Source organism: Siccibacter turicensis LMG 23730 (assembly GCF_000463155.2).
GTDB lineage: Bacteria > Pseudomonadota > Gammaproteobacteria > Enterobacterales > Enterobacteriaceae > Siccibacter > Siccibacter turicensis.
In genome coordinates, this window is sequence record NZ_AWFZ01000061.1 from 338,751 (window position 1) to 364,210 (window position 25,460).

Annotated in this window: 28 protein-coding genes; 18 read left to right on the top strand and 10 right to left on the bottom strand. The window is 59.0% G+C overall.

Annotated features, from left to right (window positions below; translation table 11 throughout):
- Window positions 1-67: 67 nt before the first annotated feature.
- The 12 genes from pilM (at window position 68) to trpS (ending at window position 10,150) form a co-directional block, all read left to right on the top strand.
- Window positions 68-877 (top strand): pilus assembly protein PilM, encoded by an 810-nt coding sequence (gene pilM / locus DW58_RS19460; protein ID WP_024562432.1) that lies wholly within the window; start codon window positions 68-70, stop codon window positions 875-877.
- Entirely contained in the window at window positions 874-1,419 is a 546-nt protein-coding gene (locus tag DW58_RS19465) for a PilN domain-containing protein (RefSeq protein WP_024551069.1), read from the top strand. Before pilM ends, DW58_RS19465 begins: the two co-directional genes overlap by 4 nt.
- Window positions 1,403-1,879 carry a HofO family protein gene (locus DW58_RS19470; protein WP_024551070.1) on the top strand — a complete coding sequence of 159 codons (477 nt, stop codon included), beginning with the start codon at window positions 1,403-1,405 and terminating at the stop codon, window positions 1,877-1,879. Before DW58_RS19465 ends, DW58_RS19470 begins: the two co-directional genes overlap by 17 nt.
- Before the next feature lie 61 nt (window positions 1,880-1,940).
- On the top strand, window positions 1,941-2,315 hold the full coding sequence (locus DW58_RS21630) for a HofP DNA utilization family protein (RefSeq protein ID WP_409371884.1): 375 nt from the start codon (window positions 1,941-1,943) through the stop codon (window positions 2,313-2,315).
- Entirely contained in the window at window positions 2,254-3,402 is a 1,149-nt protein-coding gene (gene pilQ / locus DW58_RS19475; RefSeq protein WP_409371885.1) for a type IV pilus secretin PilQ, read from the top strand. Before DW58_RS21630 ends, pilQ begins: the two co-directional genes overlap by 62 nt.
- Window positions 3,403-3,710: 308 nt before the next feature.
- Window positions 3,711-4,232, top strand: coding sequence for a shikimate kinase AroK (aroK, locus tag DW58_RS19485; protein ID WP_024551072.1), 522 nt, complete (start codon window positions 3,711-3,713; stop codon window positions 4,230-4,232).
- Between the two features lie 59 nt (window positions 4,233-4,291).
- The gene (gene aroB, locus DW58_RS19490; protein ID WP_024551073.1) at window positions 4,292-5,380 is read left to right on the top strand and encodes a 3-dehydroquinate synthase; all 1,089 of its coding nucleotides are present in this window, start codon (window positions 4,292-4,294) and stop codon (window positions 5,378-5,380) included.
- Window positions 5,381-5,553: 173 nt separating this feature from the next.
- On the top strand, window positions 5,554-6,795 hold the full coding sequence (gene damX / locus DW58_RS19495; protein ID WP_024562431.1) for a cell division protein DamX: 1,242 nt from the start codon (window positions 5,554-5,556) through the stop codon (window positions 6,793-6,795).
- Between the two features lie 64 nt (window positions 6,796-6,859).
- Entirely contained in the window at window positions 6,860-7,675 is an 816-nt protein-coding gene (dam, locus tag DW58_RS19500; protein ID WP_024550471.1) for an adenine-specific DNA-methyltransferase, read from the top strand.
- Between the two features lie 43 nt (window positions 7,676-7,718).
- On the top strand, window positions 7,719-8,396 hold the full coding sequence (rpe, locus tag DW58_RS19505; protein WP_024550470.1) for a ribulose-phosphate 3-epimerase: 678 nt from the start codon (window positions 7,719-7,721) through the stop codon (window positions 8,394-8,396).
- Complete coding sequence (gph, locus tag DW58_RS19510) at window positions 8,389-9,150, top strand: phosphoglycolate phosphatase (RefSeq protein ID WP_024550469.1); 762 nt, start codon at window positions 8,389-8,391, stop codon at window positions 9,148-9,150. The genes rpe and gph overlap by 8 nt, the downstream gene beginning before the upstream one ends.
- Window positions 9,143-10,150, top strand: coding sequence for a tryptophan--tRNA ligase (trpS, locus tag DW58_RS19515; RefSeq protein ID WP_024550468.1), 1,008 nt, complete (start codon window positions 9,143-9,145; stop codon window positions 10,148-10,150). The genes gph and trpS overlap by 8 nt, the downstream gene beginning before the upstream one ends.
- A gap of 41 nt (window positions 10,151-10,191) precedes the next feature.
- Here trpS and cysG read toward each other — a convergent pair whose 3' ends face one another.
- The 5 genes from cysG to tsgA form a co-directional block, all read right to left on the bottom strand.
- Window positions 10,192-11,565 (bottom strand): siroheme synthase CysG, encoded by a 1,374-nt coding sequence (gene cysG / locus DW58_RS19520; protein ID WP_024550467.1) that lies wholly within the window; start codon window positions 11,563-11,565, stop codon window positions 10,192-10,194.
- A gap of 11 nt (window positions 11,566-11,576) precedes the next feature.
- Entirely contained in the window at window positions 11,577-12,386 is an 810-nt protein-coding gene (gene nirC / locus DW58_RS19525; RefSeq protein ID WP_024550466.1) for a nitrite transporter NirC, read from the bottom strand.
- Window positions 12,387-12,470: 84 nt separating this feature from the next.
- Window positions 12,471-12,797, bottom strand: coding sequence for a nitrite reductase small subunit NirD (nirD, locus tag DW58_RS19530; RefSeq protein WP_024562430.1), 327 nt, complete (start codon window positions 12,795-12,797; stop codon window positions 12,471-12,473).
- Window positions 12,794-15,337, bottom strand: coding sequence for a nitrite reductase large subunit NirB (gene nirB / locus DW58_RS19535; RefSeq protein ID WP_024550580.1), 2,544 nt, complete (start codon window positions 15,335-15,337; stop codon window positions 12,794-12,796). Before nirB ends, nirD begins: the two co-directional genes overlap by 4 nt.
- Before the next feature lie 292 nt (window positions 15,338-15,629).
- Window positions 15,630-16,814 carry an MFS transporter TsgA gene (gene tsgA / locus DW58_RS19540; protein WP_024550581.1) on the bottom strand — a complete coding sequence of 395 codons (1,185 nt, stop codon included), beginning with the start codon at window positions 16,812-16,814 and terminating at the stop codon, window positions 15,630-15,632.
- Window positions 16,815-17,091: 277 nt separating this feature from the next.
- Between tsgA and ppiA the strand changes: the two genes are divergently transcribed.
- The 5 genes from ppiA (at window position 17,092) to argD (ending at window position 20,436) form a co-directional block, all read left to right on the top strand.
- Window positions 17,092-17,664, top strand: coding sequence for a peptidylprolyl isomerase A (ppiA, locus tag DW58_RS19545; RefSeq protein ID WP_024550582.1), 573 nt, complete (start codon window positions 17,092-17,094; stop codon window positions 17,662-17,664).
- A gap of 107 nt (window positions 17,665-17,771) precedes the next feature.
- A complete protein-coding gene (locus DW58_RS20510) occupies window positions 17,772-17,942 on the top strand; it encodes a YhfG family protein (protein ID WP_071789326.1) in 171 nt (56 codons plus the stop codon).
- Window positions 17,932-18,534, top strand: a complete 603-nt coding sequence (locus DW58_RS19550) for a putative adenosine monophosphate-protein transferase Fic (RefSeq protein WP_024551074.1) — start codon at window positions 17,932-17,934, stop codon at window positions 18,532-18,534. Before DW58_RS20510 ends, DW58_RS19550 begins: the two co-directional genes overlap by 11 nt.
- 32 nt (window positions 18,535-18,566) lie before the next feature.
- Window positions 18,567-19,130 carry an aminodeoxychorismate synthase component 2 gene (gene pabA / locus DW58_RS19555; RefSeq protein WP_024551075.1) on the top strand — a complete coding sequence of 188 codons (564 nt, stop codon included), beginning with the start codon at window positions 18,567-18,569 and terminating at the stop codon, window positions 19,128-19,130.
- Between the two features lie 85 nt (window positions 19,131-19,215).
- Window positions 19,216-20,436, top strand: a complete 1,221-nt coding sequence (argD, locus tag DW58_RS19560) for a bifunctional acetylornithine/succinyldiaminopimelate transaminase (protein WP_024551076.1) — start codon at window positions 19,216-19,218, stop codon at window positions 20,434-20,436.
- Here argD and DW58_RS19565 read toward each other — a convergent pair whose 3' ends face one another.
- The gene (locus DW58_RS19565) at window positions 20,437-22,521 is read right to left on the bottom strand and encodes a YccS/YhfK family putative transporter (protein ID WP_024551077.1); all 2,085 of its coding nucleotides are present in this window, start codon (window positions 22,519-22,521) and stop codon (window positions 20,437-20,439) included.
- 61 nt (window positions 22,522-22,582) lie between these two features.
- The gene (gene crp / locus DW58_RS19570; protein WP_003852956.1) at window positions 22,583-23,215 is read right to left on the bottom strand and encodes a cAMP-activated global transcriptional regulator CRP; all 633 of its coding nucleotides are present in this window, start codon (window positions 23,213-23,215) and stop codon (window positions 22,583-22,585) included.
- A gap of 305 nt (window positions 23,216-23,520) precedes the next feature.
- Here crp and DW58_RS19575 point away from each other — a divergent pair, with 305 nt between their 5' ends.
- Window positions 23,521-23,925: an OsmC family protein gene (locus DW58_RS19575; protein WP_024551078.1), complete on the top strand. Its 405-nt coding sequence runs from the start codon at window positions 23,521-23,523 to the stop codon at window positions 23,923-23,925.
- Between the two features lie 42 nt (window positions 23,926-23,967).
- On the opposite strand, the gene DW58_RS19580 is transcribed toward DW58_RS19575, so the two are convergent.
- From DW58_RS19580 to DW58_RS21490, 3 genes are all read right to left on the bottom strand, one after another.
- Window positions 23,968-24,837: a phosphoribulokinase gene (locus DW58_RS19580; protein WP_024551134.1), complete on the bottom strand. Its 870-nt coding sequence runs from the start codon at window positions 24,835-24,837 to the stop codon at window positions 23,968-23,970.
- Window positions 24,838-24,890: 53 nt separating this feature from the next.
- Window positions 24,891-25,109, bottom strand: a complete 219-nt coding sequence (locus DW58_RS19585; protein ID WP_024551135.1) for a YheU family protein — start codon at window positions 25,107-25,109, stop codon at window positions 24,891-24,893.
- Window positions 25,106-25,460, bottom strand: a 355-nt coding sequence (locus DW58_RS21490; protein WP_328585921.1) for an alpha/beta fold hydrolase, incomplete at its 5' end; no start/stop codon positions are given. The genes DW58_RS21490 and DW58_RS19585, both read right to left, overlap by 4 nt.

Sequence of the window (25,460 nt, forward strand, 5' to 3'; positions counted from 1 at the left end):
AGTATAAAGGCAAGCCAGGAGCATTGATATGTCAATTTCATCCGTAGCGCCAGGGAGGTCGCCGATTATGACATACGAGCAATGGCAGATAGGTCTGGAAATTCAAGAAGATGGCATCAGGGCGCTGGCGCTGACCGCGCGGCGGGGGGCGCTGCGGCTGCGCCGCTGGTGGCAGTTGCCGCTGCCGCACGGTTGCCTTGTCGGCGGGGTGGTGGCGGAGCCGGAGGCGCTCACCGCGGTACTGCGGCAGTGGCGCAAAACCCTGCCGGGGTGGCATCGCCTGAGGCTGGGTTTTCCGGCACATCGCACTCTGCTTCGTCAGGTCCCGCTACCGACCGCGAGGCTCAGCGAGCCGGAGTGTGAACGTTACATCGCCGGTGCTGCCGCGCGGCAGGTGGGGGTTGCCGCTGAGACGCTCGCGCTTGATTACCATCCCACTGCCGATGGCAAAGCGTTGTCGGTCATCGCGGCGCAGCAGGGTGAAGTGGCATGCCTGATGCGCTGCGCGCGCCAGGCCCGGCTCAACCTGACGGCGATCACGCCCGATGCCAGCGCCCCCGGGGCGCTGGTCAGGCATCTTAGCGCGCCGTTGCGCGGGCTGGTGAGCTGGCACAGCGGGAAGTGGTATCTGGCGTGTGACACCCACTGGGGATGGGGCGAACCCCCCGCTGTCGCCACCTTTGAACAGGCGTGCGCGCTGCTCGGTATGGCGCCGCATGACGCGGCCTGGTGCGCCCTGCCTGCCGGGGTGGCGGCACCGGAGGCGCAGGCCTTCGATCCATGGCGTACCTTTACCCACCTGCAGCCCCCGCTGCCGCTCGAGCCGGAAAAGTGGCTGGTGCCCATCGGGCTGGCGGTGGGGGAGGCGATGTCATGAGCGTGCAGCCCAATCTTCTCGCCTGGCGAGCGATGCAGCGCAGGCAGCGCCTGCGTGTCTGGGGGCTGCTGCTGATCGGCTCGCAGCTTATCGTCCTGGCCACGACCTTCGCCCAGCGGACGGCAACGCCCGCAGCGACGGGGCGGCTATGGGAGGAGCATACCCGCGCGTTACAGGCGGCGCTGGCATCGCGCGTCACCGCGATAAGCGCGCTGGCCACAGAGGTTGGCGCGGCCCAGGCATCCGCGCAGCAACGCGCCCTCCGGCTTGCGGAAAATCGCCACTGGCAGTCCCGGCTCACGGCGCTGGAGGCGGCGATGCCGGATGACCTCTGGCTGACGCAGTTACAGTTCAGCGGCAGGGCGATTATCGCCACCGGCTTTGCCCGTACCCCGGCGGCGCTGGCCGCTTTCGACGCGCAGCCCTGGCCCGGTCCGGCGTTTTCAGCCCCGGCGCCTGGCGCAACCGGCCGCAACGAGCAGGGGCAGTTCGCCTTTAGCCTGCGCTGGGCTCAGGAGGGGAACCATGCCCGGATGGATTGAGCGCTGGCTGAGCGCATCGGCTACGCTGCGGGCCGTCAGTGGCGCCATGGCTATGGTACTGCTGGGCCTGCTCGGGGCGGCAGGCGTAGCCCGACTGACGCCGGTCAATGAGACGCAGCGCTTGCCCCTTGCCGATGAACGCCTTCGCCTGAGCACGCAACTGCGTCATCTGCCCACCCGACAGGCCCTGGAGCAGCAGCGGGCGCAACTGGCTGGTGAAGCGCGGCCCGCAACCTTTTCCGCCGTGGCGTTCTGTGCCCGGCATGAGGCGAGCTTCGTAAGCTGGCGGCCGGAAGTGTCCGGCGGCGGAGAACTGGTGGCTGATGCCGACTGGGCAAAGGCGCCGGGGCTGTTTGCCACGCTCAGTCCCTTTTGGCTCAGCGTCTCAGGGTTCACGCTGGCCCCGGTCAACGGACGCCTGCGTCTGACGCTGAACCTGGAGCGTGTCGATGCGGGTTAACTATGTGGCCGGGCTGTTGATCTGTATTCCGCTGTGGGCCTGCGGGCGTGACCCCTTTGCTATGCCGGGGCAGGGCTGCCAGATGCCGGAGACGGCGTGGTTACTCAAAGGGGTGATGATCGCCGGTGAGCACTCTGTCGCCCTGCTGCAGCATCCTGACGGCAGCTGGCAGCGCGTCCGGGCGAGAGATACCTTGCCGGGCGGGGTGCGGGTCAGTGCCGTCAGCCGCTATGAGGTGCAGGCCAGCCTGAGGGGCGCCTGCACACAGGAGACGTTACGTTTGACGTATCAAGGAAGAAAAAATGAAGGGAATCATGCTGTGGTTATCACTACTACTCCTGCCCACGCTGGCGCAGGGCGGCCTGGAAAATCGGGTGTCCCTGACGGTGGACGACGTGCCGGTGGGGCAGGTGCTTCAGGCGCTGGCCGAAAGTGAAAAGCGCAACCTGGTGCTTGCGCCGGGCGTGGCGGGTAACGTGTCGTTACAGCTGAACGAGGTGCCCTGGAGCCAGGCGTTTAAGACGGTGATTGAGAGCGCCGGGCTGTATTCACGCCGGGAAGGGAACGTATTGCGGGTTTATCCCGGCACCTGGCCTGCGGAGCAAGCGGCCAGACGGGCCGCACAGCAGCCGGCGTCGCTCACCAGCGCCACCCTGCCGTTGCATTATGCCGAGGCGGCAGAGCTGGTGGCCAGCATCACCTCTGGCCTGAAACTGCTCAGTCCTCAGGGCGCGCTGGTGGCCGATAAACGCACCAACAGCCTGATGGTGCGCGACACCAAAGCCGTGGTGGAGCAACTCAAAGCGCTGATTCGCGACATGGATACGCCGCTCGGGCAGGTCGAGCTGGCGGCACACATTGTCACCATGAACCAGCAAAGCCTGCGTGAGCTGGGCGTCAAATGGAGCAACGGCGAAAGCGATGACGGCGGCGTGTCGGTGGCTGCGGATCTGAGCGTTGCCAACGCCTCAACCCGGCTTGGCTTTACTATCGGGCGCATCGACGGGCGCATGCTGGCGTTTGAACTCTCGGCGCTTGAGCAGCGACATCAGGTGGAGATTATCGCCAGCCCGCGTCTGCTGGCCTCCCATCAGCAGCCCGCCAGCATTAAGCAGGGCAGTGAAATCCCCTATCAGGTCTCCAGTGGCGAAAGCGGTGCAACCTCCGTGGAATTTAAGGAAGCGGTGCTGGGAATGGAAGTTACGCCCGTGATTCAGCAGGGTGGGCGAATTCGTCTGAAATTACGCATCAGCCAGAATATGCCGGGTCAGGTGCTGCAACAGGCAGAAGGGGAAGTGTTAGCCATTGATAAACAAGAGATTGAAACCATGGTGGATGTCAAAAATGGTGAAACCATTGCGCTGGGTGGCATCTTTCAGCAAAAGCACAAAGATGGTAGCGATCGTGTCCCGATACTTGGGCAGCTTCCGCTGCTGGGCGGTCTTTTTCGCCATGATGGAAAGGATGAAGAGCGGCGCGAACTGGTGGTTTTTATCACGCCAAAACTAGTCGCCGTGAAGTAATGTTCGCTGATGAAACCCCTGTTTTTTGTCATAAACCTGGCTTCGAAGTTTGACGCGCGGAAGGAATTATCATACAAGGAGTACCGATTTGAGCGTCTGTTCAAGCGGCACTTCCGTGAAAGAAGCCTTTCCAACCCTGCGCGTCAGGCGCGGTGATTTATTCGGTTGCCAAACCCGCTTGAGTATTGAGATAATTTTCAGTCTGACTCTCGCACTATCGCTTATGAGGTTTCAGTTCATGTCCTGCGGCGCCGGATATATGCAAAGCGGGTTTATCATCAACGAATTGTCTTAGTAGTACCAAAAAAATGGCAGAGAAACGCAATATCTTTCTGGTTGGGCCTATGGGTGCCGGCAAAAGCACTATTGGGCGACAGTTAGCTCAACAACTCAATATGGAATTTTACGATTCTGATCAAGAGATTGAGAAACGAACCGGAGCTGATGTGGGCTGGGTCTTCGATGTAGAAGGCGAAGAAGGTTTCCGCGATCGCGAAGAAAAAGTGATCAATGAACTAACGGAAAAGCAGGGTATTGTGCTGGCTACCGGCGGCGGTTCCGTGAAATCACGTGAAACCCGTAACCGACTCTCCGCCCGTGGTGTGGTGGTCTACCTTGAAACCACTATCGAGAAGCAGCTGGCGCGTACGCAGCGTGATAAAAAACGCCCACTGTTACAGGTAGAGACGCCGCCGCGCGAGGTGCTTGAAGCCCTGGCGAACGAGCGCAATCCACTGTATGAAGAAATTGCGGACGTTACGGTTCGCACTGACGACCAGAGCGCTAAAGTGGTCGCAAACCAGATTATTCATATGCTGGAAAACAACTGATTCTGGCTTACTCACACACTTGCCTGCGGGTATAAGTAAAAGAAGGTGGGCTTCGCGTCATGGAGAGGATTACCGTCACTCTCGGGGAACGTAGTTACCCAATCACCATCGCAGCCGGATTATTTAACGATCCGGCTTCTTTCTGGCCGTTGAAAGCAGGCGATCAGGCGATGCTGGTCACCAATGAAACGCTGGCCCCGGTTTATCTGGCAAAAGTGCGTCAGGTGCTCGAAGCGGCAGGTGTGAACGTTGATCAGGTCATTCTTCCAGACGGGGAGCAGTTTAAAAGCCTCTCCGTTCTGGATACCGTATTTACCGCGCTGCTGGAAAAACCCCACGCCCGCGATACCACACTGATCGCCTTAGGCGGCGGTGTCATTGGCGATCTGACCGGCTTTGCGGCGGCCAGCTACCAGCGCGGCGTCCGTTTTATTCAGGTCCCTACCACCCTGCTTTCGCAGGTGGACTCCTCCGTCGGCGGCAAAACGGCCGTCAACCATCCCCTCGGCAAAAACATGATCGGCGCGTTCTATCAGCCCGCGTCGGTGGTGGTGGATCTGGATTGCCTGAAGACGCTGCCCGCCCGCGAGCTGGCGTCGGGTCTGGCGGAAGTGATCAAATACGGCATCATTCTTGACGCGGCGTTCTTCAGCTGGCTCGAAGAGCATCTGGATGCGCTGCTGGCGCTCGACGGCACTGCGATGGCGTACTGCATTCGCCGCTGCTGCGAGATCAAAGCCGATGTGGTCGCCGCTGACGAACGCGAAAGCGGGCTGCGCGCGCTGTTAAACCTGGGGCATACCTTCGGCCACGCCATTGAGGCGCATATGGGGTATGGCAACTGGCTGCACGGCGAGGCGGTAGCAGCGGGCATGGTAATGGCCGCCCGCACGGCACAGCGTCTCGGTCAGTTCAGCGAGCAGGAGACGGCGCGGGTAATCACCTTGCTGACCCGCGCGGGTCTGCCGGTCACCGGCCCGGAGACAATGGCGCCTGAAGACTACCTGCCGCACATGATGCGTGATAAAAAAGTATTGGGCGGCGAGCTGCGTCTGGTGCTCCCGCTGGGTATTGGGAACAGTGAGCTGCGAAGCGGCGTGCCGCATGATGTGGTATTAAGCGCCATCGCGGATTGTCAGTCCGCATAGCCCGTACGCAACGCTGCGCGGGTTAACGATTCGTATAAATACCGTCGTTTCCGCTACGTTATGCAGTAACGGGTCATATTATTAGAGGGTCTGGTCGCCGCAGTCGGGCGATTTTTAACTTTGGGTAAGGCGTCACGTCGCAAGACAGGCCGAACCTTTGAGTGGGGTGTTAAATGGATGAGTTCAAACCAGAAGACGAGCTGAAACCCGATCCCAGCGATCGTCCTGCCCGCGGTCGTAAAACCGGCGGTAACAACGAACCACAGATCAATTTTGATGATGTGGATCTGGATGGGGACGATCCGCGCCCGTCACGCGCGCGCCGCACGCGTGAGCGTGATGAGGATGACTATCCGGCCGATGAGGCGCTGGCTGAAGACGACGCCGCGCCGCGTCCGCGCCGACGCAAAAGCAAAGCGGCTCCGGCTAAAGGGCCCGTGTCTCGTCAGCATCTGATGATGGGCCTCGGCATTCTGGTGCTGCTGCTGCTTATCTTCGGCATTGGCTCCGCGCTCAACATCCCGAATACCGATAACGCCACCGCTGATAAACAGCCGGCCGAGCGCAGCATCGATCTCTCCGGCAACAGCGAGACGGCGGCGAACCAGGCAAACGGCGCCCAGCCGCAGCCGGGTATTACGTCGGCGGCTAACCCTGCCGCGCCGCAGGAGATCTCCGTTCCGCCGGTTGCCGCTACGCCAACCGAAGGCCAGGCTCCCGCCACGCCGGATAACCAGCGTCGCGTTGAGGTGCCGGGCGATCTGAACAATGCCCTGACCCAACAGCAGGGCCAGATTGATAACGTGGCCTCCGGATCTACCCTGCCGACCGAACCTGCCACGGTGGCAGCGATTCACGGCAGCGAGCCTGCGCGTGCCGCGACAACCCGTACCCCACAGCCGACCGGCACCAAAGCGGCCCCGGTTCGCGAACGTCAGCGTGCGGTGATTGAGCCTGCGCCACGTAAAACGGAAACGGCCCAGAGCAAACCGCAAACCACCACCAAAACCAGCGAGCCGAAAGCCGCAGCGGCGAAACCGACAGCCCCGGCAGCCAGCGCTGCACCGAAAGCGGCGGCCTCTGCTGCACCGTCCAGCGCGGCAGCCTCTGCCAGCGGCGGCGCAACCGGCAACGTCAACGCCCTGAAATCCGCGCCGGGTAACCACTACACCCTGCAGCTGAGCAGTTCATCGAACTACAACAACCTTAACGCCTGGGCGAAGAAAGAGAACCTGAGCAACGTGGTGGTGTATAAAACCACCCGCAACGGGCAGCCGTGGTATGTACTCGTCAGCGGCGTGTACGCCAGCAAAGACGAAGCGCGCCGCGCGGTTAATACGCTACCGGCTGACGTTCAGGCCAAAAATCCGTGGGCAAAACCAATTCATCAGGTTCAGGCCGATTTGAAACAATGAGTAAAGCGCAGAATGCTGTCGGAGCCTCCCTCCACAGCGAGAGCAGGTAAATCAGTCGGACAGCATGAAAAAAAATCGCGCTTTTCTTAAGTGGGCAGGGGGCAAATACCCCCTGCTCGATGAAATAAAACTCCATCTCCCGCAGGGAGATTGCCTTGTCGAACCTTTTGTCGGCGCCGGTTCGGTGTTTCTTAATACCGGCTATCAGCGCTACATTCTGGCAGACATCAACAGCGATCTGATTGACCTCTATAACACGGTAAAAACCCGTACCGACGAGTACGTCAGCGAGGCACGCAAGCTGTTTGCCCCGGAAACGAACGCCTCGGAAACCTACTATCAGCTGCGCAGTGAATTCAACCAGAGCCGCGATCCCTTCCGGCGCGGCCTGCTGTTTTTGTATCTGAACCGACATGGCTACAATGGTCTGTGTCGCTACAATCTGCGCGGTGAGTTTAACGTGCCGTTTGGCCGCTATAAGCGCCCCTACTTTCCCGAAGCGGAGCTTTATCACTTCGCCGAGCGGGCGCAGTGCGCTGAGTTTTTCTGCGAGTCTTATGAGGCGAGCATGGGGCGAGCCCAGCAGGGCAACGTCGTGTATTGCGATCCGCCTTACGCTCCCCTTTCGCTGACGGCAAACTTTACGGCCTACCACACCAACAGTTTCGGGCTCGGACAGCAGCAGCACCTTGCCGAACTGGCCGAAGGGCTGAAGCGTAACCGCGTGCCGGTACTGATATCGAATCACGATACCCTGCTGACGCGCGAGTGGTATCAGGGCGCAGACTCGCTGAAAGTAGTGAAAGTCCGGCGCAGCATCAGCAGCAACGGTGGAACGCGTAAGAAGGTGGACGAACTGCTGGCGCTGTACAAAGGCTGAGCCGGTACGCCGCCACACAGATGCATAATTGATGGAGAAGCGGATGAAACAGTTTTTGATTGCCCCCTCTATTCTGTCGGCGGATTTCGCCAGGCTGGGTGAAGACACCGCGAAGGTGCTGACGGCGGGAGCCGACGTGGTCCATTTCGACGTGATGGATAACCATTACGTGCCGAACCTGACCATCGGGCCGATGGTCCTCAAGGCGCTGCGCAACTACGGCATTACCGCTCCGATCGACGTACATCTGATGGTGAAACCCGTCGATCGCATCATTCCTGACTTTGCTGCCGCTGGCGCCAGCATCATCACCTTCCACCCGGAAGCGTCCGAACACATCGACCGCTCGCTGCAGCTGATTAAAGAGCAGGGCTGTAAAGCGGGCCTGGTGTTTAACCCGGCGACGCCGCTGAGCTATCTCGACCACGTCATGGACAAGCTGGATGTGATCCTGTTGATGTCGGTTAACCCGGGCTTCGGTGGGCAGTCCTTTATTCCGCATACCCTCGACAAGCTGCGCGAGGTGCGCCAGCGCATCGACGCGTCCGGGCGCGATATTCGCCTCGAAGTCGACGGCGGCGTAAAAGTGAATAATATCGCGGACATCGCCGCGGCCGGCGCAGACATGTTCGTCGCAGGCTCGGCCATTTTCGACCAGCCGGACTACAAAGCGGTCATCGACGAGATGCGCAGCGAACTGGCAAAGGTAGCGCATGGATAAGTCAGAAATGATTCGCGGTGTTGCGTTCGATCTCGACGGTACGCTGGTCGACAGCGCGCCGGGGCTGGCCCACGCGGTGGACATGGCGCTGTACGCGCTAGAGTTGCCGCAGCCGGGCGAAGCGCGGGTAATTACCTGGATTGGCAACGGCGCAGATGTGCTGATGGAGCGCGCCCTGAGCTGGGCACGTCAGGAGCGCGCCACGCTGCGTGCCGCGGCGGGCAAATCCCGCATCGATGAGGCTGATATTCCTCAGGAAGAGCAGGCGCGGGTGCTGCGTAAGCTGTTTGATCGCTATTACGCCGAGAGCGTGGAAGGGGGCAGCACGCTGTTCCCGGACGTGGAAGCGACTCTGGCTGCGCTGCACGCTAACGGCACGCCGATGGCTCTGGTGACCAACAAACCAACGCCGTTCGTGGCTCCGCTGCTGGCGTCCCTGAATATCGCCCGCTACTTTAGCGTTGTCATCGGCGGCGACGATGTGCAGAACAAAAAGCCGCATCCTGAACCGCTGCTGATGGTCGCCAAAAACCTGGATCTGGCCCCGTCGTCGCTGCTCTTTGTCGGCGACTCACGCAATGATATTCTCGCCGCTCAGGCTGCCGGTTTCGTCTCCGTCGGCCTGACCTACGGCTACAACTACGGTGAAGCGATTGCCCTGAGCAAGCCGGACCACGTGTTCGATCGCTTCAGCGACATCCTGCCCATCTTCGGGCTTTCGCACAGTGACAATCAGGAAACAGAAAATGAGTAAGCCCATCGTTTTTAGTGGCGCGCAGCCGTCAGGTGAATTGACCATTGGCAACTACATGGGTGCGCTGCGTCAGTGGGTGAACATGCAGGATGAGTACCACTGCATTTACTGCATCGTCGATCAGCATGCCATCACCGTGCGTCAGAACCCTGAACAGCTGCGCAAAGCCACGCTTGATACCCTGGCGCTCTATCTGGCCTGCGGCATCGACCCGGAAAAAAGCACCATCTTCGTTCAGTCCCATGTGCCGGAGCATGCGCAGCTGGGCTGGGCGCTGAACTGCTACACTTATTTCGGTGAGCTGAGCCGTATGACCCAGTTCAAAGACAAATCGGCGCGTTACGAAGAGAACATCAACGCCGGTCTGTTCGATTACCCGGTCCTGATGGCAGCCGATATTCTGCTGTATCAGACCAACCAGGTACCGGTGGGTGAAGATCAGAAGCAGCATCTGGAGCTCAGCCGCGATGTGGCGAGCCGCTTTAACGCCATCTACGGCGAGATCTTCAAGGTTCCGGAGCCGTTTATTCCTAAGTCCGGCGCGCGCGTGATGTCGCTGCTCGATCCGACGAAGAAAATGTCCAAGTCTGACGACAACCGCAACAACGTGATTGGCCTGCTGGAAGATCCGAAGTCGGTGGTGAAAAAGATCAAACGCGCCATGACCGATTCCGACGAGCCGCCGGTGGTACGCTACGATGTGGCGAACAAGCCGGGCGTGGCTAACCTGCTGGACATCCTCTCCGCCGTTACCGGAAAAAGCATCCCGGAACTTGAGCAGCATTTTGAAGGCAAAATGTATGGTCATCTGAAAGGGGAAGTGGCTGAAGCGGTATCCGGTATGCTTACCGAACTGCAGGAGCGCTATCACCGCTTCCGCAACGACGAAGCGTTCCTCAACCAGGTAATGAAGGACGGAGCAGAGAAGGCCAGCGCCCGCGCGTCAGAAACGCTGAAGAAGGTTTACGACGCCATTGGGTTTGTCAGCAAGCCGCTGTAAACCGGCATAAAAAAAGGCAGGGTAACCTGCCTTTTTTGTTATTAGTGGCTTGAGAACCAGTTGAGCCTGTCGCGCAGCGCCACCACGCGCCCGACGATAATCAGGCTCGGGCTTTCAACCTGCGCCGCCAGCTCTCCCAGCTGCGTCAGCACGCCGTCCACCACGCGCTGCTTCACTGCGGTACCGTTTTCCACCAGCGCCACCGGCATATCGGCCGCCATGCCGTGCTCCAGCAGCTTCTCCTGGATGGTCGCCGCCTGATTCAGGCCCATGTAAAACACCAGCGTCTGCTTCTCTGCTGCCAGATTATGCCAGTCCATCGCGCCGCCGTTTTTCAGGTGGCCGGTAACCAGCCGCACGCTTTGCGCGTAGTCGCGGTGGGTTAATGGAATGCCCGCGTAGGCCGAACAGCCCGAGGCCGCGGTGATGCCCGGCACTACCGAGAACGGAATACCGGCATCGCACAGGGTTTCCAGCTCCTCACCCCCGCGTCCGAAAATAAACGGATCGCCGCCTTTGAGTCGCACTACGCGTTTCCCGCGCTGGGCTTCACGCAGCAGGATCTGGTTAATCTCTTCCTGCGGCACGCAGTGATAGCCGGCACGCTTACCGACGAATACCCGGTCGGCGTCGCGACGCACCAGATTCATGATCTCATCAGATACCAGCCGGTCATATACCACGATATCCGCCTGCTGAATTTGCTGTAGCCCTTTTAGCGTCAGCAGACCCGGATCGCCCGGTCCGGCACCCACCAGCACCACTTCGCCGCGGTTCTCCAGCGGTTCGCTGAACAGCGTCTCGGTAATCGACGTCACCGCTGCCGTATCCTGATTCGCCAGCGACTGCGCAAGACGATCGTTGACGAAGAACTTCTCCCAGAAGCGACGACGCTCGCTCATGCTGGAAAACGTCTGTTTAACCCGCGCCCGCAGCTGGCCGGCGTAACGCGCGATGTGGCCGAGGTGCTGAGGCAGCAGGGATTCCAGTTTTTCACGCAGTAAACGCGCCAGTACCGGCGACGTGCCGCCGGAGGAGATGGCCACCATCAGCGGCGAGCGGTCGATGATCGACGGCATGATGAAGCTGGCCTGCTTAGGCGCATCCACCACGTTACAGAAGATGCGGCGCGCGTCAGCGGCATCGTTCACGCGCTGGTTCACTTCGTCGTCATCGGTGGCGGCAATCACCAGCCAGCAGGTATCCAGCAGCGATTCGTCAAAGTCGCCCTCGGCGAGGGTGAGCGCCCCGGCGTCGGCCCAGGCGATAAACTGCGGGTCGAAGCGCAGCGCGTTGACGGTGAGTCGGGCACCTGCTTCCATCAGCAGCCGGGCTTTACGTTCCGCAACGTCGCCACCGCCGACCAGCAGGCAGTCACGATCGCGTAATTGGCAAAATATTGGCAGGTGGTCCACGACATTACCTCTTAGTTATGTGCTGTTGCGTTGGCTACCCCGACGCGGCTTGCGCCCGGGCGTTCCGCTTTTGGCGTAGCATACCAATAACCCAGCCCCATAAACACGGCACCAGAGAAAGTGTTGCCCAGCGTTACCCATAAAAGGTTATGGCCGATACCTGAAAGGGTGTAGGCCTCGCTGTGGTGACCGAACCAGGAGAGCGCAAACAGCGTCATGTTGGCAACGGAGTGCTCGTACCCGGAGGCGATAAATGCCAGCAGGCACCACCAGATAGCGATGAACTTCGCCGCGCCTTCGGTACGTACCGCCATCCAGATCGCCAGGCAGACCAGCCAGTTACACAGGACACCTTTGAAAAACAGCACGCTGGCCGGTGCGGCGGTTTTTGCCAGCGCTGCGGTGTGCAGCAGACTGGTATCCGCCGGCAGCAGGTTTCCGCCGCCCCAGCTGTAGAGCAGGGCAACGAACACCGAGCCAATCAGGTTGCCAAGCCAGGTTTGCGGCAGAATCGACCACATCTGCCCGTGGCTGATGGTGCCGGCTTTGACGCCGAAGGTCAGGAACATGGTGTGGCCGGTGAACAGTTCAGAGCCGGCAATGATGACCAGCGTCAGCGCGATGCCGAAGGTAGCGCCCATCACCAGTGGACGAATGGCAGGATCCAGTAAATTACCCAGGGTGAAAATCAGGATGATAGCCAGCCCGACGTAGGCGCCCGCCATGGCGGAGCTCACCCAGAAACCGAACGGGTTGTCTTTATTCAGTCGTGCGATGCGTGCCGCGTTGGCTGCACACTTGTTGATGGTGTCGGTAAACATAGTGATGTCCCAGAGTTAACAAGAATGCGGTGGCGCTCGTCGCGGAGCGCAGTCAAAAACGGGGGCGTTGCGCCCCCGTGTTAATCAGCCTTTAAGCTGTACCATGCCGTCATGGACGCGCGCATCGAAGTGCGCGACGGAATGGCTCTCATCCTCCATACAGCGCCCGTCGCGCAGACGGAAACGCTGTTTCTTCAGCGGGCTGGCAACCCACAGTTCGCCCTGATGTTCGGCAATCAGCCCGCGTGACAGCACGCTGGACTCGAAGAACGGGTCAATATTGCTGATGGCGTAGACCTGCTCCTCTTTACCGGGGCGGAAGATGGCAACCTGCTGGTCGCCCAGAAGGGCGCATACGCCGGTTGCCGGGATGATATCGTCTATCCGACAAATCGTCTGCCACTGGCTCATACGGTTTCCTCCACGAGGGTTACAGGAATGCGCTCATACGGCGCTGCCGGGCGATGCTGCTGGCGTTCGTTGACCACCTGCACGTTCGGATCGCGGCGATCGCTGTTGATGAAGTGTCTGAAGCGAACCTGCGCCTGCGGGTCGTTGACGGTTTCCTTCCACTCGCAAATCACCGCGTCGCGCAGGCGGGACATTTCTGATTCCAGCTGCGCGTTGAGGCCCAGCTTGTCGTCGATGATGACACTTTTGAGATAGTCGATGCCGCCTTCGAGGTTCTCCAGCCAGACCGAGGTGCGCTGGAGCTTATCCGCGGTGCGGATGTAGAACATCATGAAGCGGTCAAGGTAGTGCAGCAGCGTGTCGCGATCGAGGTCGGCGGCCAGCAGGTCAGCGTGGCGCGGTTTCATCCCGCCGTTACCGCAGACGTAAAGGTTCCAGCCCTTCTCGGTGGCGATAATACCGACGTCTTTCCCCTGGGCTTCAGCGCACTCGCGGGTGCAGCCTGAGACGCCAAACTTCATTTTGTGCGGGGTACGAATACCCTTGTAGCGATTTTCCAGCTCTACCCCAAAGCCCACGCTGTCGCCCACGCCGTAGCGGCACCAGGTGCTGCCGACGCAGGTTTTGGCCATGCGCAGCGCTTTGGCATAGGCGTGACCGGTTTCGAAGCCGGCGTTAATCAGCTGACGCCAGATTTCCGGCAGGTCATCTTTCTGCGCGCCGAACAGGCCGATGCGCTGGGAGCCGGTGATCTTGGTGTAAAGGTTAAATTCGCGGGCGATACGGCCCACTTCCATCAGCCCTTCCGGGGTGATTTCGCCGCCGGCAGAGCGCGGAATAACCGAGTAGGTGCCGTCTTTCTGGATGTTCGCCAGGAAGTTATCGTTGGTATCCTGCAGCGGGGTGAGTTCCGGTTTCAGAACGTATTCGTTCCAGCAGGAGGCGAGCAGCGAGCCGACCGTCGGTTTACAGACTTCGCAGCCGTAGCCTTTACCGTATTTCGCCAGCAGCTCCTCAAAGGATTTGATGCCTTCCACGCGGATAAGGTGGAACAGCTCCTGGCGAGAAAACGCGAAGTGTTCACACAGGTTGTGGTTAACTTCGATCCCCTGTTTTGCCAGCTCGGCGTTCAGCACCTGGGTGACCAGAGGGATACAGCCGCCGCAGCCGGTACCGGCTTTGGTTTCTGCTTTCAGCGCGGCGACGGTGTGGCAGCCGCGGCCTATAGCGGCCACCAGGTCGCCTTTGGTCACGTCGAAGCAGGAGCAGATTTGCGCGCTGTCCGGCAGTTTATCCACGCCGATGGACGGCTTACCGCCGCTGGCGTGTGCCGGCAGGATGAGCGAGTCCGGGTTTTCTGGCAGCTCAATGGCGTTCAGCACCAGCTGCAGCAGGTTGCCATAGTCGCTGGTGTCACCCACCAGCACCGCGCCGAGCAGGGTCTTGTTGTCCGGGCTGACGATAAGGCGTTTATAAACCTCTTTGCTTTCGTCGAGGTAGACATAGCTGCGCGCGCCCGGCGTGCGGCCATGCGCATCGCCAATCCCGCCAACGTCCACGCCCAGCAGTTTCAGCTTGGCGCTGAGGTCGGCGCCGGCAAAGGCGTTTTCATGGCCTAACAGGTGGTCGACCGTCACCTGCGCCATTTTGTAGCCCGGTGCGACCAGACCATACACGCGGTTGTTCCAGCTGGCGCATTCGCCGATGGCGTAGATATCCGGGTCGGAGGTCTGGCACACGTCGTTGACAATAATGCCGCCGCGCTGGGCGATGGCCAGCCCGCACTGGTTGGCGAGCTTATCGCGCGGGCGGATCCCGGTAGAGAAGACGATAAAATCGACTTCCAGCTCGCTGCCGTCGGCAAAACGCATGGTTTTACGTGCTTCGGTGCCCTGCTGGACGATCTCCTGAGTGTTTTTGCTGGTATGGACGCCGACGCCCATGCTTTCGATTTTACGGCGCAGCTGCTCGCCGCCCATCTGATCGAGCTGTTCGGCCATCAGCATCGGGGCGAACTCGATAACGTGGGTTTCCACGCCGAGGTTTTTCAGTGCGCCCGCGGCTTCCAGGCCGAGCAGGCCGCCGCCGACCACCGCGCCGCGTTTGCTGCGACGCGCGCAGGCTTCAATAGCGTTCAGGTCTTCAATGGTGCGATAGACGAAGCAGTCCGGGGTGTCGGAGCCTTTAATCGGTGGGATCCACGGGTAGGAACCGGTCGCCATGATCAGCTTGTCGTAATAGACGGTGCGTCCGGCGCTGGAGTGAATCACCTTTTCCTGACGGTTGATGGTGATAGCGCGTTCGCCCACCAGCACCTTAACGCCGCGTTTTTCGTACCAGCCTTCGCGAACCAGTGACAGTTCTTCGGCGGTATGGTGTGAGAAGTAAGAGGAGAGGTGGACGCGATCGTATGCGATGCGGGGCTCTTCACAAAAAACGGTAATATCGAACTGGCCGGGTTCGGCTTTATCAAGAAGCTCTTCGATAAAGCGGTGTCCGACCATGCCGTTACCGATAATAGCGAGTCTGACGTTGCTCATTTTTGCCTCGATTTCTATTCTATTACCTCCTACCTTAACGATTCAGCACACCATCTTATTGATATAGATCAAATACGCCTTTGCCTACTCCTTAAGTGGTATCCCTATGAATTGTAATGTTTTTTGTAAGCACTGGAATTGTATGACTTTTCCAAAAGGGGCTATTTTTGGTGGTTATTTGAGCGCAGGTACTGATTAGGGGTTACTCACTTAACAGGAGCGTAACAAGCGGGGCGGGGGAGAGGAAAAACAAAAAGAAACGCCCCTTCCCGCAGGAAAGGGCGTCCGGCAATCAATGTACCGCTGTTACGGTCGCGTGCTGACGATGACGCGACACGAAGCCCAACACGAGGCACATGATAAAGACCACGGCGTAGAGGCCGTTCGCCGTCATCAGCGCCGCTTTGGTGCCATGGCTGGCAACAATCGGGCCGGTGACGATGAACGTCAGCATGGTGCCGACCGTACCGCAGGTCAGGATGAAGTTAACCAGCTTCGGCGACGCCACTCTGGTCTGCTGAGAGCCCAGCGTAATGATGGAGGTATAGATAGCGCTGGAGAAGAAGCCCAGGGTCAGGATAAACCACGCCATGTGCTCAGGGTTACCGTTGATGAAGAAGTACATCAGCACGGTAGCCAGACCCGCCAGCACCGTCAGAATACGCTGCAGATCGAAGAAGCGCAGGATGAAGCTGAACGCCCACATGCCGATCATGTACGACATCCAGAAGTTGCTCACCAGTTCGCCCGCATCGTTGAGGCTCAGGCCCAGGCCTTTCGCGTATTCCGGTACCCAGGAGATAAAGCCGAGCTGACCGAGGATGTAGCACAGAGCGGCAATCGCCAGGAACAGAACGCCGATGCCCCATTTTTCTTTTGCGACCGGCTGGCTGGTTTCCACTGCTTTTTTGCCCAGTACCGGGAAGTCGCACCCGAAGGTCAGGGCGAAGATAGCCACGTAGACGATACCGATGGAGGCGTAAACCCAGTACCACTCAACGGTACGCGCCAGCATCCACGCTGCCAGCATCGGGAAAATCATCCCTGCCATGCTGAAGAAGGAGTCGGTAAACAGCAGGCGCGCGCCGCGGCTACGGCCTTCATAGATGTGGGTAATCAGGAACGTCCCGATGGACATGGTAATCCCGCTCACCAGGCCCAGTACAAACATCGACACTGAGAAGAGGGCGATGCTGTGGCCGAGCATCAGGCCGGCAACCGCAAGCAGCATCAGCACAAAGCCGAAGCGCAGCTGGGTCTTCAACGGGATGATTTCCATCAGCCAGGCGTTGAGGAAGATAGAGATCAGGATCCCGGCGTTCAGGAAGGTGAAGGTGTTACTCATGCTGGAAACCGGCAGATTAAAATACTCTGCAATATTTCCCATCACCATCCCGGTGACAATCACCAGCGCACCAGTAAGGGCGTAGGAGAAATAGCTGATCCATGTAAGCTGTAAGCGGTTGCTGTTGGTCATAGCGAGCCTGTGAATAGAAAAGGAAAGCGCGTTGACCGCGCGTGGGCGTGCAGATTTTATTCATTCGTGTGACGTAATTAAACAATTTGATAAGCGTTTTCTGAAATTAACCCGCCAATACATGACTTTCATCACACTTAACCGCCCGCCAGACCCTTAACAGCTCTGAAACAGCTGAAAACATCTTCGTAAAAATAAGTAAAAGGCTGGCGCAGGGGGTGGGTGCTCTTTAGAATCAAGCCACTTGTATCCCCCATTGCCTTTGTAAGGAAAATTCATGCTCAAATCGACTCTGGCGGCTGTAGCGGCTGTTTTAGCGCTTTCCGCGATCTCCCCCGCTGCGCTGGCAGCAAAAGGTGATACCCACGTTCTGCTTACCACTTCTGCCGGGAACATTGAGCTCGAATTAAACAACCAGAAAGCGCCGGTGTCGGTGAAGAACTTTGTGGATTACGTGAACAGCGGCTATTACAACAACACTATCTTCCACCGCGTTATTCCGGGCTTCATGCTGCAGGGCGGCGGCTTTACTGCGGATATGCAGCAGAAGAAACCGAACCCGCCGATCAAAAACGAAGCTGACAACGGCCTGCGTAACACCCGCGGCACCATCTCTATGGCGCGTACCGCCGACAAAGACAGCGCGACCAGCCAGTTCTTCCTGAACGTTGCCGACAACGCCTTCCTCGACCACGGTCAGCGTGACTTTGGCTACGCGGTATTTGGTAAAGTTGTGAAAGGCATGGACGTCGCCGACAAGATTTCCCAGGTGCAGACGCATGACGTCGGTCCGTACCAGAATGTCCCGACTAAACCGGTTGTGATCCTCTCCGCAAAAGTTCTGCCGTAACTCCTTCCCCTGCGGGTGGCTGCCACCCGCATCGTCTCATCCAGACGGCGTATCCTGAAATTGCTGCTTATACTTGTGGCACATGAGATTACGTTGAGGGAGACGCGATGACCAAAAAACTCACCGAGAAACAAAAGTCCCGCCTGTGGGAGCGGCAACGCAATCTCAATTTCCAGGCCAGCCGCCGTCTGGAAGGGGTAGATATTCCTCTGGTTGATCTGACTGAGGAAGAGGCGCTGGCGCGCATTGAGGCATTAAGGGGGGAGTATGAGCGATAAGTTTGGTGACGGGCGCGACCCTTATCTGTACGCCGGGCAGAAGGTCATGAAAAACCGCCTCGGCATTCATCAGGCGCAGCGCCTCGAACAGGCGGCCTATCAGTTCACCGCCCTGCGTGCTGCAACCATCGGCATTGGCCCGGTGGTGCGTGGCCTGCCGCATCTGTGTGCCATCCACCAGCAGCTGTATCAGGACGTCTTCGACTGGGCGGGCGAGCTGCGTGAAGTGGACATCTATGAGGGCGACACGCGGTTCTGCCACTTCGAGTACCTGGAAAAAGAGGGCAATGCCCTGATGCAGGCGCTGGAAGATGAAGACTATCTGGCCGGGCTGGAGCGTGACGCGTTTATCGAGCGGCTGGCGCATTACTACTGTGAGATTAACGTCCTGCACCCGTTCCGCATCGGCAACGGTCTGGCCCAGCGTATCTTCTTCGAACAGCTGGCGATCCACGCCGGGTATCTGCTCGACTGGCGCGATGTCGACGCGCAGGCGTGGCGCGATGCCAACCAGGAGGGAGCGATGGGCAATCTCGAGCCGCTGAAAACCATTTTCAGCAAAGTGGTGAGCGAAGCGCGGGAAAGTGAGTAAACTGACGCGGTTCGCGACGTTACGGAGCCGCTATGATTCTGCTTATCGACAACTACGATTCTTTCACCTGGAACCTGTACCAGTACTTTTGTGAACTGGGCGCCCGGGTGACGGTAAAACGCAACGATGCCCTGAGCCTGGCGGATATCGATGCGCTGGCCCCGCAAAAAATCGTGATCTCACCTGGACCCTGTACCCCCGACGAGGCGGGTATCTCCCTGGCGGTTATCCGTCACTACGCGGGAAGGCTGCCGATCCTGGGCGTGTGCCTGGGGCATCAGGCCATTGGCCAGGCGTTTGGCGCGCGCGTCGTGCGCGCCGCAAAAGTGATGCATGGCAAAACCTCGCCCGTCACCCATAGCGGTGACGGCGTGTTTACCGGACTTAACAACCCGTTGACCGTCACCCGTTACCACTCCCTTATTATCGATCCTGATACGCTTCCCCCTGCTTTTAGCGTCACCGCCCTGAGCGACAGCGGGGAGATCATGGGTATCCGCCATCGGGAATGGGATCTTGAAGGGGTGCAGTTCCATCCCGAAAGCATCCTTAGCGAGCAGGGGCATCAGCTGCTGGCGAACTTCCTGAATCGCTGATCTTTTCATTGCCATTCAATGATTTTTTATGCATATTTTGTGATTATATTTTCATAATCAGATTTGCGTAACAGGCGGGGTTTTCATGGCGAATGAGCAATCGGCAATCACACGGGCAACGTTCGATGAAGTTATTCTGCCCATTTATGCACCAGCAGAGTTTATTCCGGTAAAGGGTAAAGGCAGCCGCGTATGGGATCAGCAGGGTAAGGAGTACATCGATTTCGCGGGCGGTATCGCCGTCACCGCGCTCGGGCACTGCCATCCTGCGCTGGTGGACGCGCTGAAAACCCAGGGCGAAACGCTGTGGCACACCAGCAACGTCTTCACCAACGAGCCGGCGCTGCGCCTGGCGCGCAATATCATCGACGCCACCTTTGCCGAACGCGTGCTGTTCATGAACTCCGGCACGGAAGCCAACGAAACCGCCTTTAAGCTGGCGCGCTACTATGCCTCCACGCGCCACAGTCCCTGGAAGACTAAAATCATTGCTTTCCACAACGCCTTCCACGGTCGCTCGCTGTTTACCGTTTCGGTTGGCGGCCAGCCAAAGTATTCCGACGGGTTCGGACCGAAGCCTGCCGATATTATCCACGTGCCGTTCAACGACCTGCACGCGGTGAAAGCGGTGATGGATGACCACACCTGCGCCATCGTGGTCGAGCCGATTCAGGGTGAGGGCGGCGTGACGGCGGCAACGCCGGAATTTCTGCAGGGTTTGCGCGATCTGTGCGACCAGCATCAGGCGCTGCTGGTGTTTGACGAAGTGCAGTGCGGCATGGGCCGTACCGGCAACCTGTTTGCCTATCAGCACTATGGCGTGACGCCGGATATCCTGACCAGCGCCAAGGCGCTCGGCGGCGGCTTCCCGGTCAGCGCCGTGCTGACCACGCAGGAGATCGCCAGCGCGTTCCACGTTGGCTCGCACGGTTCAACCTATGGCGGAAATCCGCTGGCCTGCGCGGTTGCCGGGGCGGCGTTTGACATCATCAACACCCCCGCGGTACTGGAGGGCGTACAGTCCCGCCGCCAGCGGTTTGTTGACCATCTGCAACAGATTAATCAGCAGTACGACGTGTTCAGCGATATTCGCGGCATGGGGCTGCTTATCGGTGCGGAGCTGAAACCGCAGTACGCAGGCCGGGCGCGCGATGTGCTTTATGCGGCGGCAGCGGAAGGCGTGATGGTGCTCAACGCCGGGCCGAACGTAATGCGTTTTGCGCCGTCGCTGGTGGTGGAGCAAGAGGACATTGATGCCGGCATGGCGCGCTTCGCGGCGGCAGTCGGCAAGGTGGTTAACGGCTAATCAGGCGTCGTCGCGCAGCCGTCGTTTCAGCCAGATGCCATGATGAGGCCGCTGGCGCCAGGCCACCGAGGAGATGGTATGCATGGTGCTGAGATGGCCGAGGATGCGCTGTAAATGCTGCTCCATGGTACTGAGCGGGCCGGACGGCAGCGCCTCCGGCGGCTCGAGAATTGAGGCGTCGTTGCTTGCCGAGGGCTCGTCGTACTCCAGGCGTTGCTGGCAGCGCTGGATCGCAATTTCGCAGGACTGCAGATAGCGTTCGGCCAGCTGCGGCGTCAGCATGTTGTGCTCCCGCGCCAGGGTGGTAACGGCGTTGATGTGCTCCACCACGAACTGGCTGTGCGTCACCCACAGCTTCATATCCGCCAGGTAGTGGGTGTTAAAGCCCGGCTCCTGCATCGCCTGATTCAATGAGTTATACAGCGCGTTGTGCGCCTGGTTAACGCGCATGCGCTGCCAGGCCAGCGGGCCTGCTTCGGCGTTGTCGCTCAGGATCAGGCGTATCGCGTCCTGATCCGCCTCCAGCGCATCGTGCGCATTCTGACGCAGCAGCCCGGTTTGCCACTGCGGCCACAGCCACACCATGCCACCGAAGGCAATCAGACAGCCAATCAGGGTATCGATAAGCCGTGGCAGGATGAACTGCTCGGCGTTCAGCGTAATAAGTTGCAGGGTATAGACCGCCGTTACCGTAAAACCCATCGTGGCCCAGCCGTAGCTTTTACGAATAATCAGGTAGCTGACCAGCGTAATGGCCAGCATTGCCAGCAGCGCGAACCCTTCCGGAAAATGAAAGTGCAACGCCACGCCGGCGATCAGCAACCCGGCCATGGTGCCGCCTGCCCGGTGGAAAATCCTGACGCGCGTCGCCCCGTAGCCGTTCTGCGTGACAAACATAACGGTCATCAGGATCCAGTAGGGTTTCGGCAGGTGAAACGCGTTGCCCACCAGGCTTGCGATGCTCAGCATCACGGCGATACGCGCCGCGTTACGCAGCGCGGCGGACTTAAACGAGAGATAGCTTTTCAGCGCCGGGAACAGCGGCAGACGACGCTGGCGATCCTCCATCAGATCGCGCACGTAGAGCGGGCGTTGGGTACGCAGCACGCGGGCGATGCGGCTGAAGTGGTAGTTAAAGAACTGCCCGACCGGGTTATCCGGGTGCTGACGCGCGATCTTCTCCAGCGCTTCGCTCTGCTTGTCCATGGAAAACCGCGTCGGATAACGGTGATAGAGAATATCGTCCGCCAGCACCTGCAGGCGCTCGGACACAGTATACGCCGTCCAGCGAATCACCTTTTCAGCATGGGTCTGTTTCACCAGCTTCTGGACTTCTTCGGGATGATGCAGGCTGACTGAAATATGCTCCTGCAGGTCGAGCGCAATCTGGAACGCGCGCAGCAGGCGTTTGTAATCGTTCTGCCGGTTAGCGGCAAGCATATGCAGCTGCTGATAGCACTGGCTTATCAGGTCCACCACTTTCTGCTGATGCACCAGCAGCGGCGGCAGGGCGGTATCGGGATCGGTATGCCGGGTCAGCATGCTGTATTTCGCATCGCAGTAGCGGGCCAGCTCGCGGTAAAGCAGGCTCAGCGTCTCCCGCAGCGGCTGTTCGCGCCACATCCAGAACCAGAACCAGTTAAAGGCACCGTACCACAGGGTACCGAGGACATAGATCAGGATAGGCTGCCAGAGCGGCATATTGCCGGCGAGGCTCAGGGTAAAAATGGCGGCGATGAGTGACGCCGGCAGCAGGCGCGCGTGCAGGCTGCTGATTTCCGCGGTGACGCCCAGCACCAGCGCCATGCCGCTCAGGATAATCGGCAACGGAACGTCCTGGTACAGCATCAGTTGCACCGCGAGGCTGCTTAATGCGAACAGCGAGCCGCCGATAAACAGGCGTTTGAAGAAGCGTTTGTGGGGCGTATCCAGCCCGGCGATATTGCAGCAGGCGGGCACCAGCGAGAAGAGAAGGCCCTGTTGAAGATGTCCCAGCACCAGACCTATAGCCACAGGGAGACAAAGCACCAGAGTCTGACGAAGTGCGTAATTGACTTCCGGGTGGTAAATCAGCCTGCGCCACATATCAACAGCGTAAGAGACAACAACGGCGTGTTACCTGCGTAACACGCCGGTGTGACATGGCTTAGCGGGTTCCGTAAACCACGATGGTTTTACCGTGTGCAGAGATCAGGTTCTGATCTTCCAGCATTTTCAGGATACGTCCCACGGTTTCGCGTGAGCAGCCAACGATCTGGCCGATTTCCTGACGGGTAATTTTGATCTGCATGCCATCCGGGTGGGTCATGGCATCCGGCTGTTTAGCCAGGTTCAGCAGCGTCTGGGCGATACGACCGGTTACGTCGAGGAACGCCAGGTTGCCGACTTTCTCAGACGTCACCTGCAGACGACGCGCCATCTGGGAGGAGAGACGCATCAGGATGTCCGGGTTCACCTGGATAAGCTGGCGGAATTTTTTATAGGAAATCTCAGCGACTTCACAGGCGGATTTCGCGCGGACCCAGGCGCTACGCTCCTGGCCTTCTTCAAACAGGCCAAGCTCACCGATAAAATCACCCTGATTCAGATAAGAGAGGATCATTTCCTTGCCCTCTTCATCTTTGATCAGCACTGCCACTGAGCCTTTAACGATGTAATACAACGTTTCCGCTTTTTCACCCTGGTGAATCAGCGTGCTCTTCGATGGGTACTTATGAATGTGGCAATGAGACAAGAACCATTCGAGAGTCGGGTCTGTTTGCGGTTTGCCAAGCACCATGCGCTGTTATCCTCTGTTATAAACTGGCTCCAGAGTCCGGGATGTTCCCCCGCTCTGGGGTTGCTGTCATATATTCCCGCGTCCCGGGAAGTGGCGCTCGTCAGATTTCGTCGCCTTTAATGAGTAAAATCCGCTGCATACATGCATAACATCAATGTTACATGATTACAGCCAGACTGTTTTAGCATAGCTTTTCACGGGTGTCTTGTATTGTCTCGTTTCAGCTTGACGCAGGTCGCCTTTCATTGCCAGTTTTGCAGGCGGCGGGTACTCTGTCAGCCACATCAGTATTCAGGAGAGTGTGTATGCAGGCGCGTGTTAAATGGGTTGAAGGCCTAACCTTCCTTGGTGAGTCTGCCTCCGGGCACCAGGTGTTAATGGACGGTAACTCCGGGGATAAGGCGCCCAGCCCGATGGAGATGGTGCTGATGGCGGCAGGCGGCTGCAGCGCGATTGACGTGGTGTCGATTCTGCAAAAGGGGCGCAACGACGTGACCAACTGCGAGGTGAAGCTGACCTCCGAACGCCGGGAAGAGGCGCCGCGCTTTTTCACGCACATCAACCTGCACTTCATCGTGACCGGGAAAGGGCTGAAGGACGCGACCGTGGCCCGTGCGGTGGCGCTCTCTGCGGAGAAGTACTGCTCGGTGGCGCTGATGCTGGAGAAAGCGGTAAACATTACCCACTCGCATGAAGTGATCGACGCCTGACCTGACGCGATGCCGGCAGGTTTACTCCCGCCGGCATCACCGCTACTCGATCTTTTTTCCTTCCATCAGTCGCTGCACCAGCGGCATCATAATCAGCTCCATCGCCAGCCCCATCTTGCCGCCGGGTACCACCAACGTATTCATGTGTGAAATGAATGATCCCTGCAGCATGGCGAGCAGCCAGGGGTAGTCGATACCGTCCAGGTTGCGGAAATGAATCACCACCAGGCTCTCATCGAGCGATGGAATCGCTTTGGCCGCGAAGGGGTTCGAGGTATCGATGGTCGGCACGCGCTGGAAGTTAATATGGGTACGAGAGAACTGTGGGGTGATGAAGTTGATGTAATCCTCCATCGAGCGCACCACCGAATCCATGACCGCTTCACGGGAGTGGCCCCGCTCGCCGGTATCGCGCACCAGCTTCTGAATCCACTCCAGGTTGACGATGGGCACCACGCCCACCAGCAGATCGACATGCTGCGCCACGTCATGCTGCGGCGTGACCACACCGCCGTGCAGCCCTTCGTAAAACAGCACGTCTGTCGGTTCGGGCAGCGGTTGCCACGGCGTGAAGGTGCCGGGTACCTGATTCCAGGGGACCGCTTCGTCATAGGTATGCAGGTACTTGCGCGACTGGCCGGTGCCGTTCAGGCCATACTCAGCGAAGGTCTGCTCCAGCAGGCCAAAATCATTGGCTTCCGGGCCGAAATAGCTGATGTGTCGCCCCAGATCGCGCGCCTTGCGGATGGCCATATCCATCTCAGGGCGGGTATAGCGATGGAAGCTGTCGCCTTCGATTTCGGCGGCGTGGAGATTGAGCTGAGCGAATATCTTACGGAACGCAAGGCTGGTGGTAGTGGTTCCGGCTCCGCTGGAGCCGGTGACGGCGATAACCGGGTGCCTGGCTGACATAGGGAACTACTCCTTTGGTGAGTACGCTACGCCACGGTACAGGTTACAACAGGTCAGCCGTGGAACTGGCCGCGCGGCATAATGTTAATGGTTTCATGTAGTTCAGACCACACCAGCACCGCTTCACCCGTTTGCAACTGGCGTTTCACATCCGCGACTTTTTGTTCAAGACTGCGTTCATGTTCACCATAATCGGTGCCTTCACGCAACACAAAAGATTCCAGCAGATTGTCGAGCGTGTCGGGGTCGAGGTCTTTCCAGGGAATAATCATTGCGGGTCCAGGTATCGTGTCAGCCAGTCGGGAACGCGGTGTTCAAGCCACATCTGCGGCCGCCGCAGCGTGCCGCTGACGAAGCCGACATGGCCGCCGTGCTCGGTCAGTTGATACTCAATCGACGACGGTAGCAGCGCCGGATCGGGTATCACGTGGTGATCCATAAACGGGTCATCTTTAGCATGGATGATCAGCATGGGTTTTGCGACATTCGGCAACATCGGCATGGCGCTGCACTGGCGGTAGTAGTCGAGCGCATCGGCGAATCCGTGGATTTTCGAGGGGATGAGATCGTCAAAATCGCGCAGGCCGCGAATCTTCCTGAGCTGCGCGCTGTTAACCGGCAGC

Excerpts from the sequence above, each read along its gene's own strand:
- DW58_RS19575 (WP_024551078.1), top strand. The coding sequence starts at position 23,521 with ATGCAGGCGCGTGTTAAATGGGTTGAAGGCCTAACCTTCCTTGGTGAG.
- DW58_RS21630 (WP_409371884.1), top strand. The coding sequence starts at position 1,941 with ATGCCGGGGCAGGGCTGCCAGATGCCGGAGACGGCGTGGTTACTCAAA.
- pabA (WP_024551075.1), top strand. The coding sequence starts at position 18,567 with ATGATTCTGCTTATCGACAACTACGATTCTTTCACCTGGAACCTGTAC.
- damX (WP_024562431.1), top strand. The coding sequence starts at position 5,554 with ATGGATGAGTTCAAACCAGAAGACGAGCTGAAACCCGATCCCAGCGAT.
- ppiA (WP_024550582.1), top strand. The coding sequence starts at position 17,092 with ATGCTCAAATCGACTCTGGCGGCTGTAGCGGCTGTTTTAGCGCTTTCC.
- crp (WP_003852956.1), bottom strand. The coding sequence starts at position 23,215 with ATGGTGCTTGGCAAACCGCAAACAGACCCGACTCTCGAATGGTTCTTG.
- nirC (WP_024550466.1), bottom strand. The coding sequence starts at position 12,386 with ATGTTTACCGACACCATCAACAAGTGTGCAGCCAACGCGGCACGCATC.
- DW58_RS19580 (WP_024551134.1), bottom strand. The coding sequence starts at position 24,837 with ATGTCAGCCAGGCACCCGGTTATCGCCGTCACCGGCTCCAGCGGAGCC.
- nirD (WP_024562430.1), bottom strand. The coding sequence starts at position 12,797 with ATGAGCCAGTGGCAGACGATTTGTCGGATAGACGATATCATCCCGGCA.
- DW58_RS19550 (WP_024551074.1), top strand. The coding sequence starts at position 17,932 with ATGAGCGATAAGTTTGGTGACGGGCGCGACCCTTATCTGTACGCCGGG.
- aroK (WP_024551072.1), top strand. The coding sequence starts at position 3,711 with ATGGCAGAGAAACGCAATATCTTTCTGGTTGGGCCTATGGGTGCCGGC.
- nirB (WP_024550580.1), bottom strand. The coding sequence starts at position 15,337 with ATGAGCAACGTCAGACTCGCTATTATCGGTAACGGCATGGTCGGACAC.
- tsgA (WP_024550581.1), bottom strand. The coding sequence starts at position 16,814 with ATGACCAACAGCAACCGCTTACAGCTTACATGGATCAGCTATTTCTCC.
- argD (WP_024551076.1), top strand. The coding sequence starts at position 19,216 with ATGGCGAATGAGCAATCGGCAATCACACGGGCAACGTTCGATGAAGTT.
- DW58_RS19470 (WP_024551070.1), top strand. The coding sequence starts at position 1,403 with ATGCCCGGATGGATTGAGCGCTGGCTGAGCGCATCGGCTACGCTGCGG.
- DW58_RS20510 (WP_071789326.1), top strand. The coding sequence starts at position 17,772 with ATGACCAAAAAACTCACCGAGAAACAAAAGTCCCGCCTGTGGGAGCGG.
- gph (WP_024550469.1), top strand. The coding sequence starts at position 8,389 with ATGGATAAGTCAGAAATGATTCGCGGTGTTGCGTTCGATCTCGACGGT.
- dam (WP_024550471.1), top strand. The coding sequence starts at position 6,860 with ATGAAAAAAAATCGCGCTTTTCTTAAGTGGGCAGGGGGCAAATACCCC.
- DW58_RS19585 (WP_024551135.1), bottom strand. The coding sequence starts at position 25,109 with ATGATTATTCCCTGGAAAGACCTCGACCCCGACACGCTCGACAATCTG.
- aroB (WP_024551073.1), top strand. The coding sequence starts at position 4,292 with ATGGAGAGGATTACCGTCACTCTCGGGGAACGTAGTTACCCAATCACC.
- trpS (WP_024550468.1), top strand. The coding sequence starts at position 9,143 with ATGAGTAAGCCCATCGTTTTTAGTGGCGCGCAGCCGTCAGGTGAATTG.
- pilM (WP_024562432.1), top strand. The coding sequence starts at position 68 with ATGACATACGAGCAATGGCAGATAGGTCTGGAAATTCAAGAAGATGGC.
- rpe (WP_024550470.1), top strand. The coding sequence starts at position 7,719 with ATGAAACAGTTTTTGATTGCCCCCTCTATTCTGTCGGCGGATTTCGCC.
- DW58_RS19465 (WP_024551069.1), top strand. The coding sequence starts at position 874 with ATGAGCGTGCAGCCCAATCTTCTCGCCTGGCGAGCGATGCAGCGCAGG.
- DW58_RS19565 (WP_024551077.1), bottom strand. The coding sequence starts at position 22,521 with ATGTGGCGCAGGCTGATTTACCACCCGGAAGTCAATTACGCACTTCGT.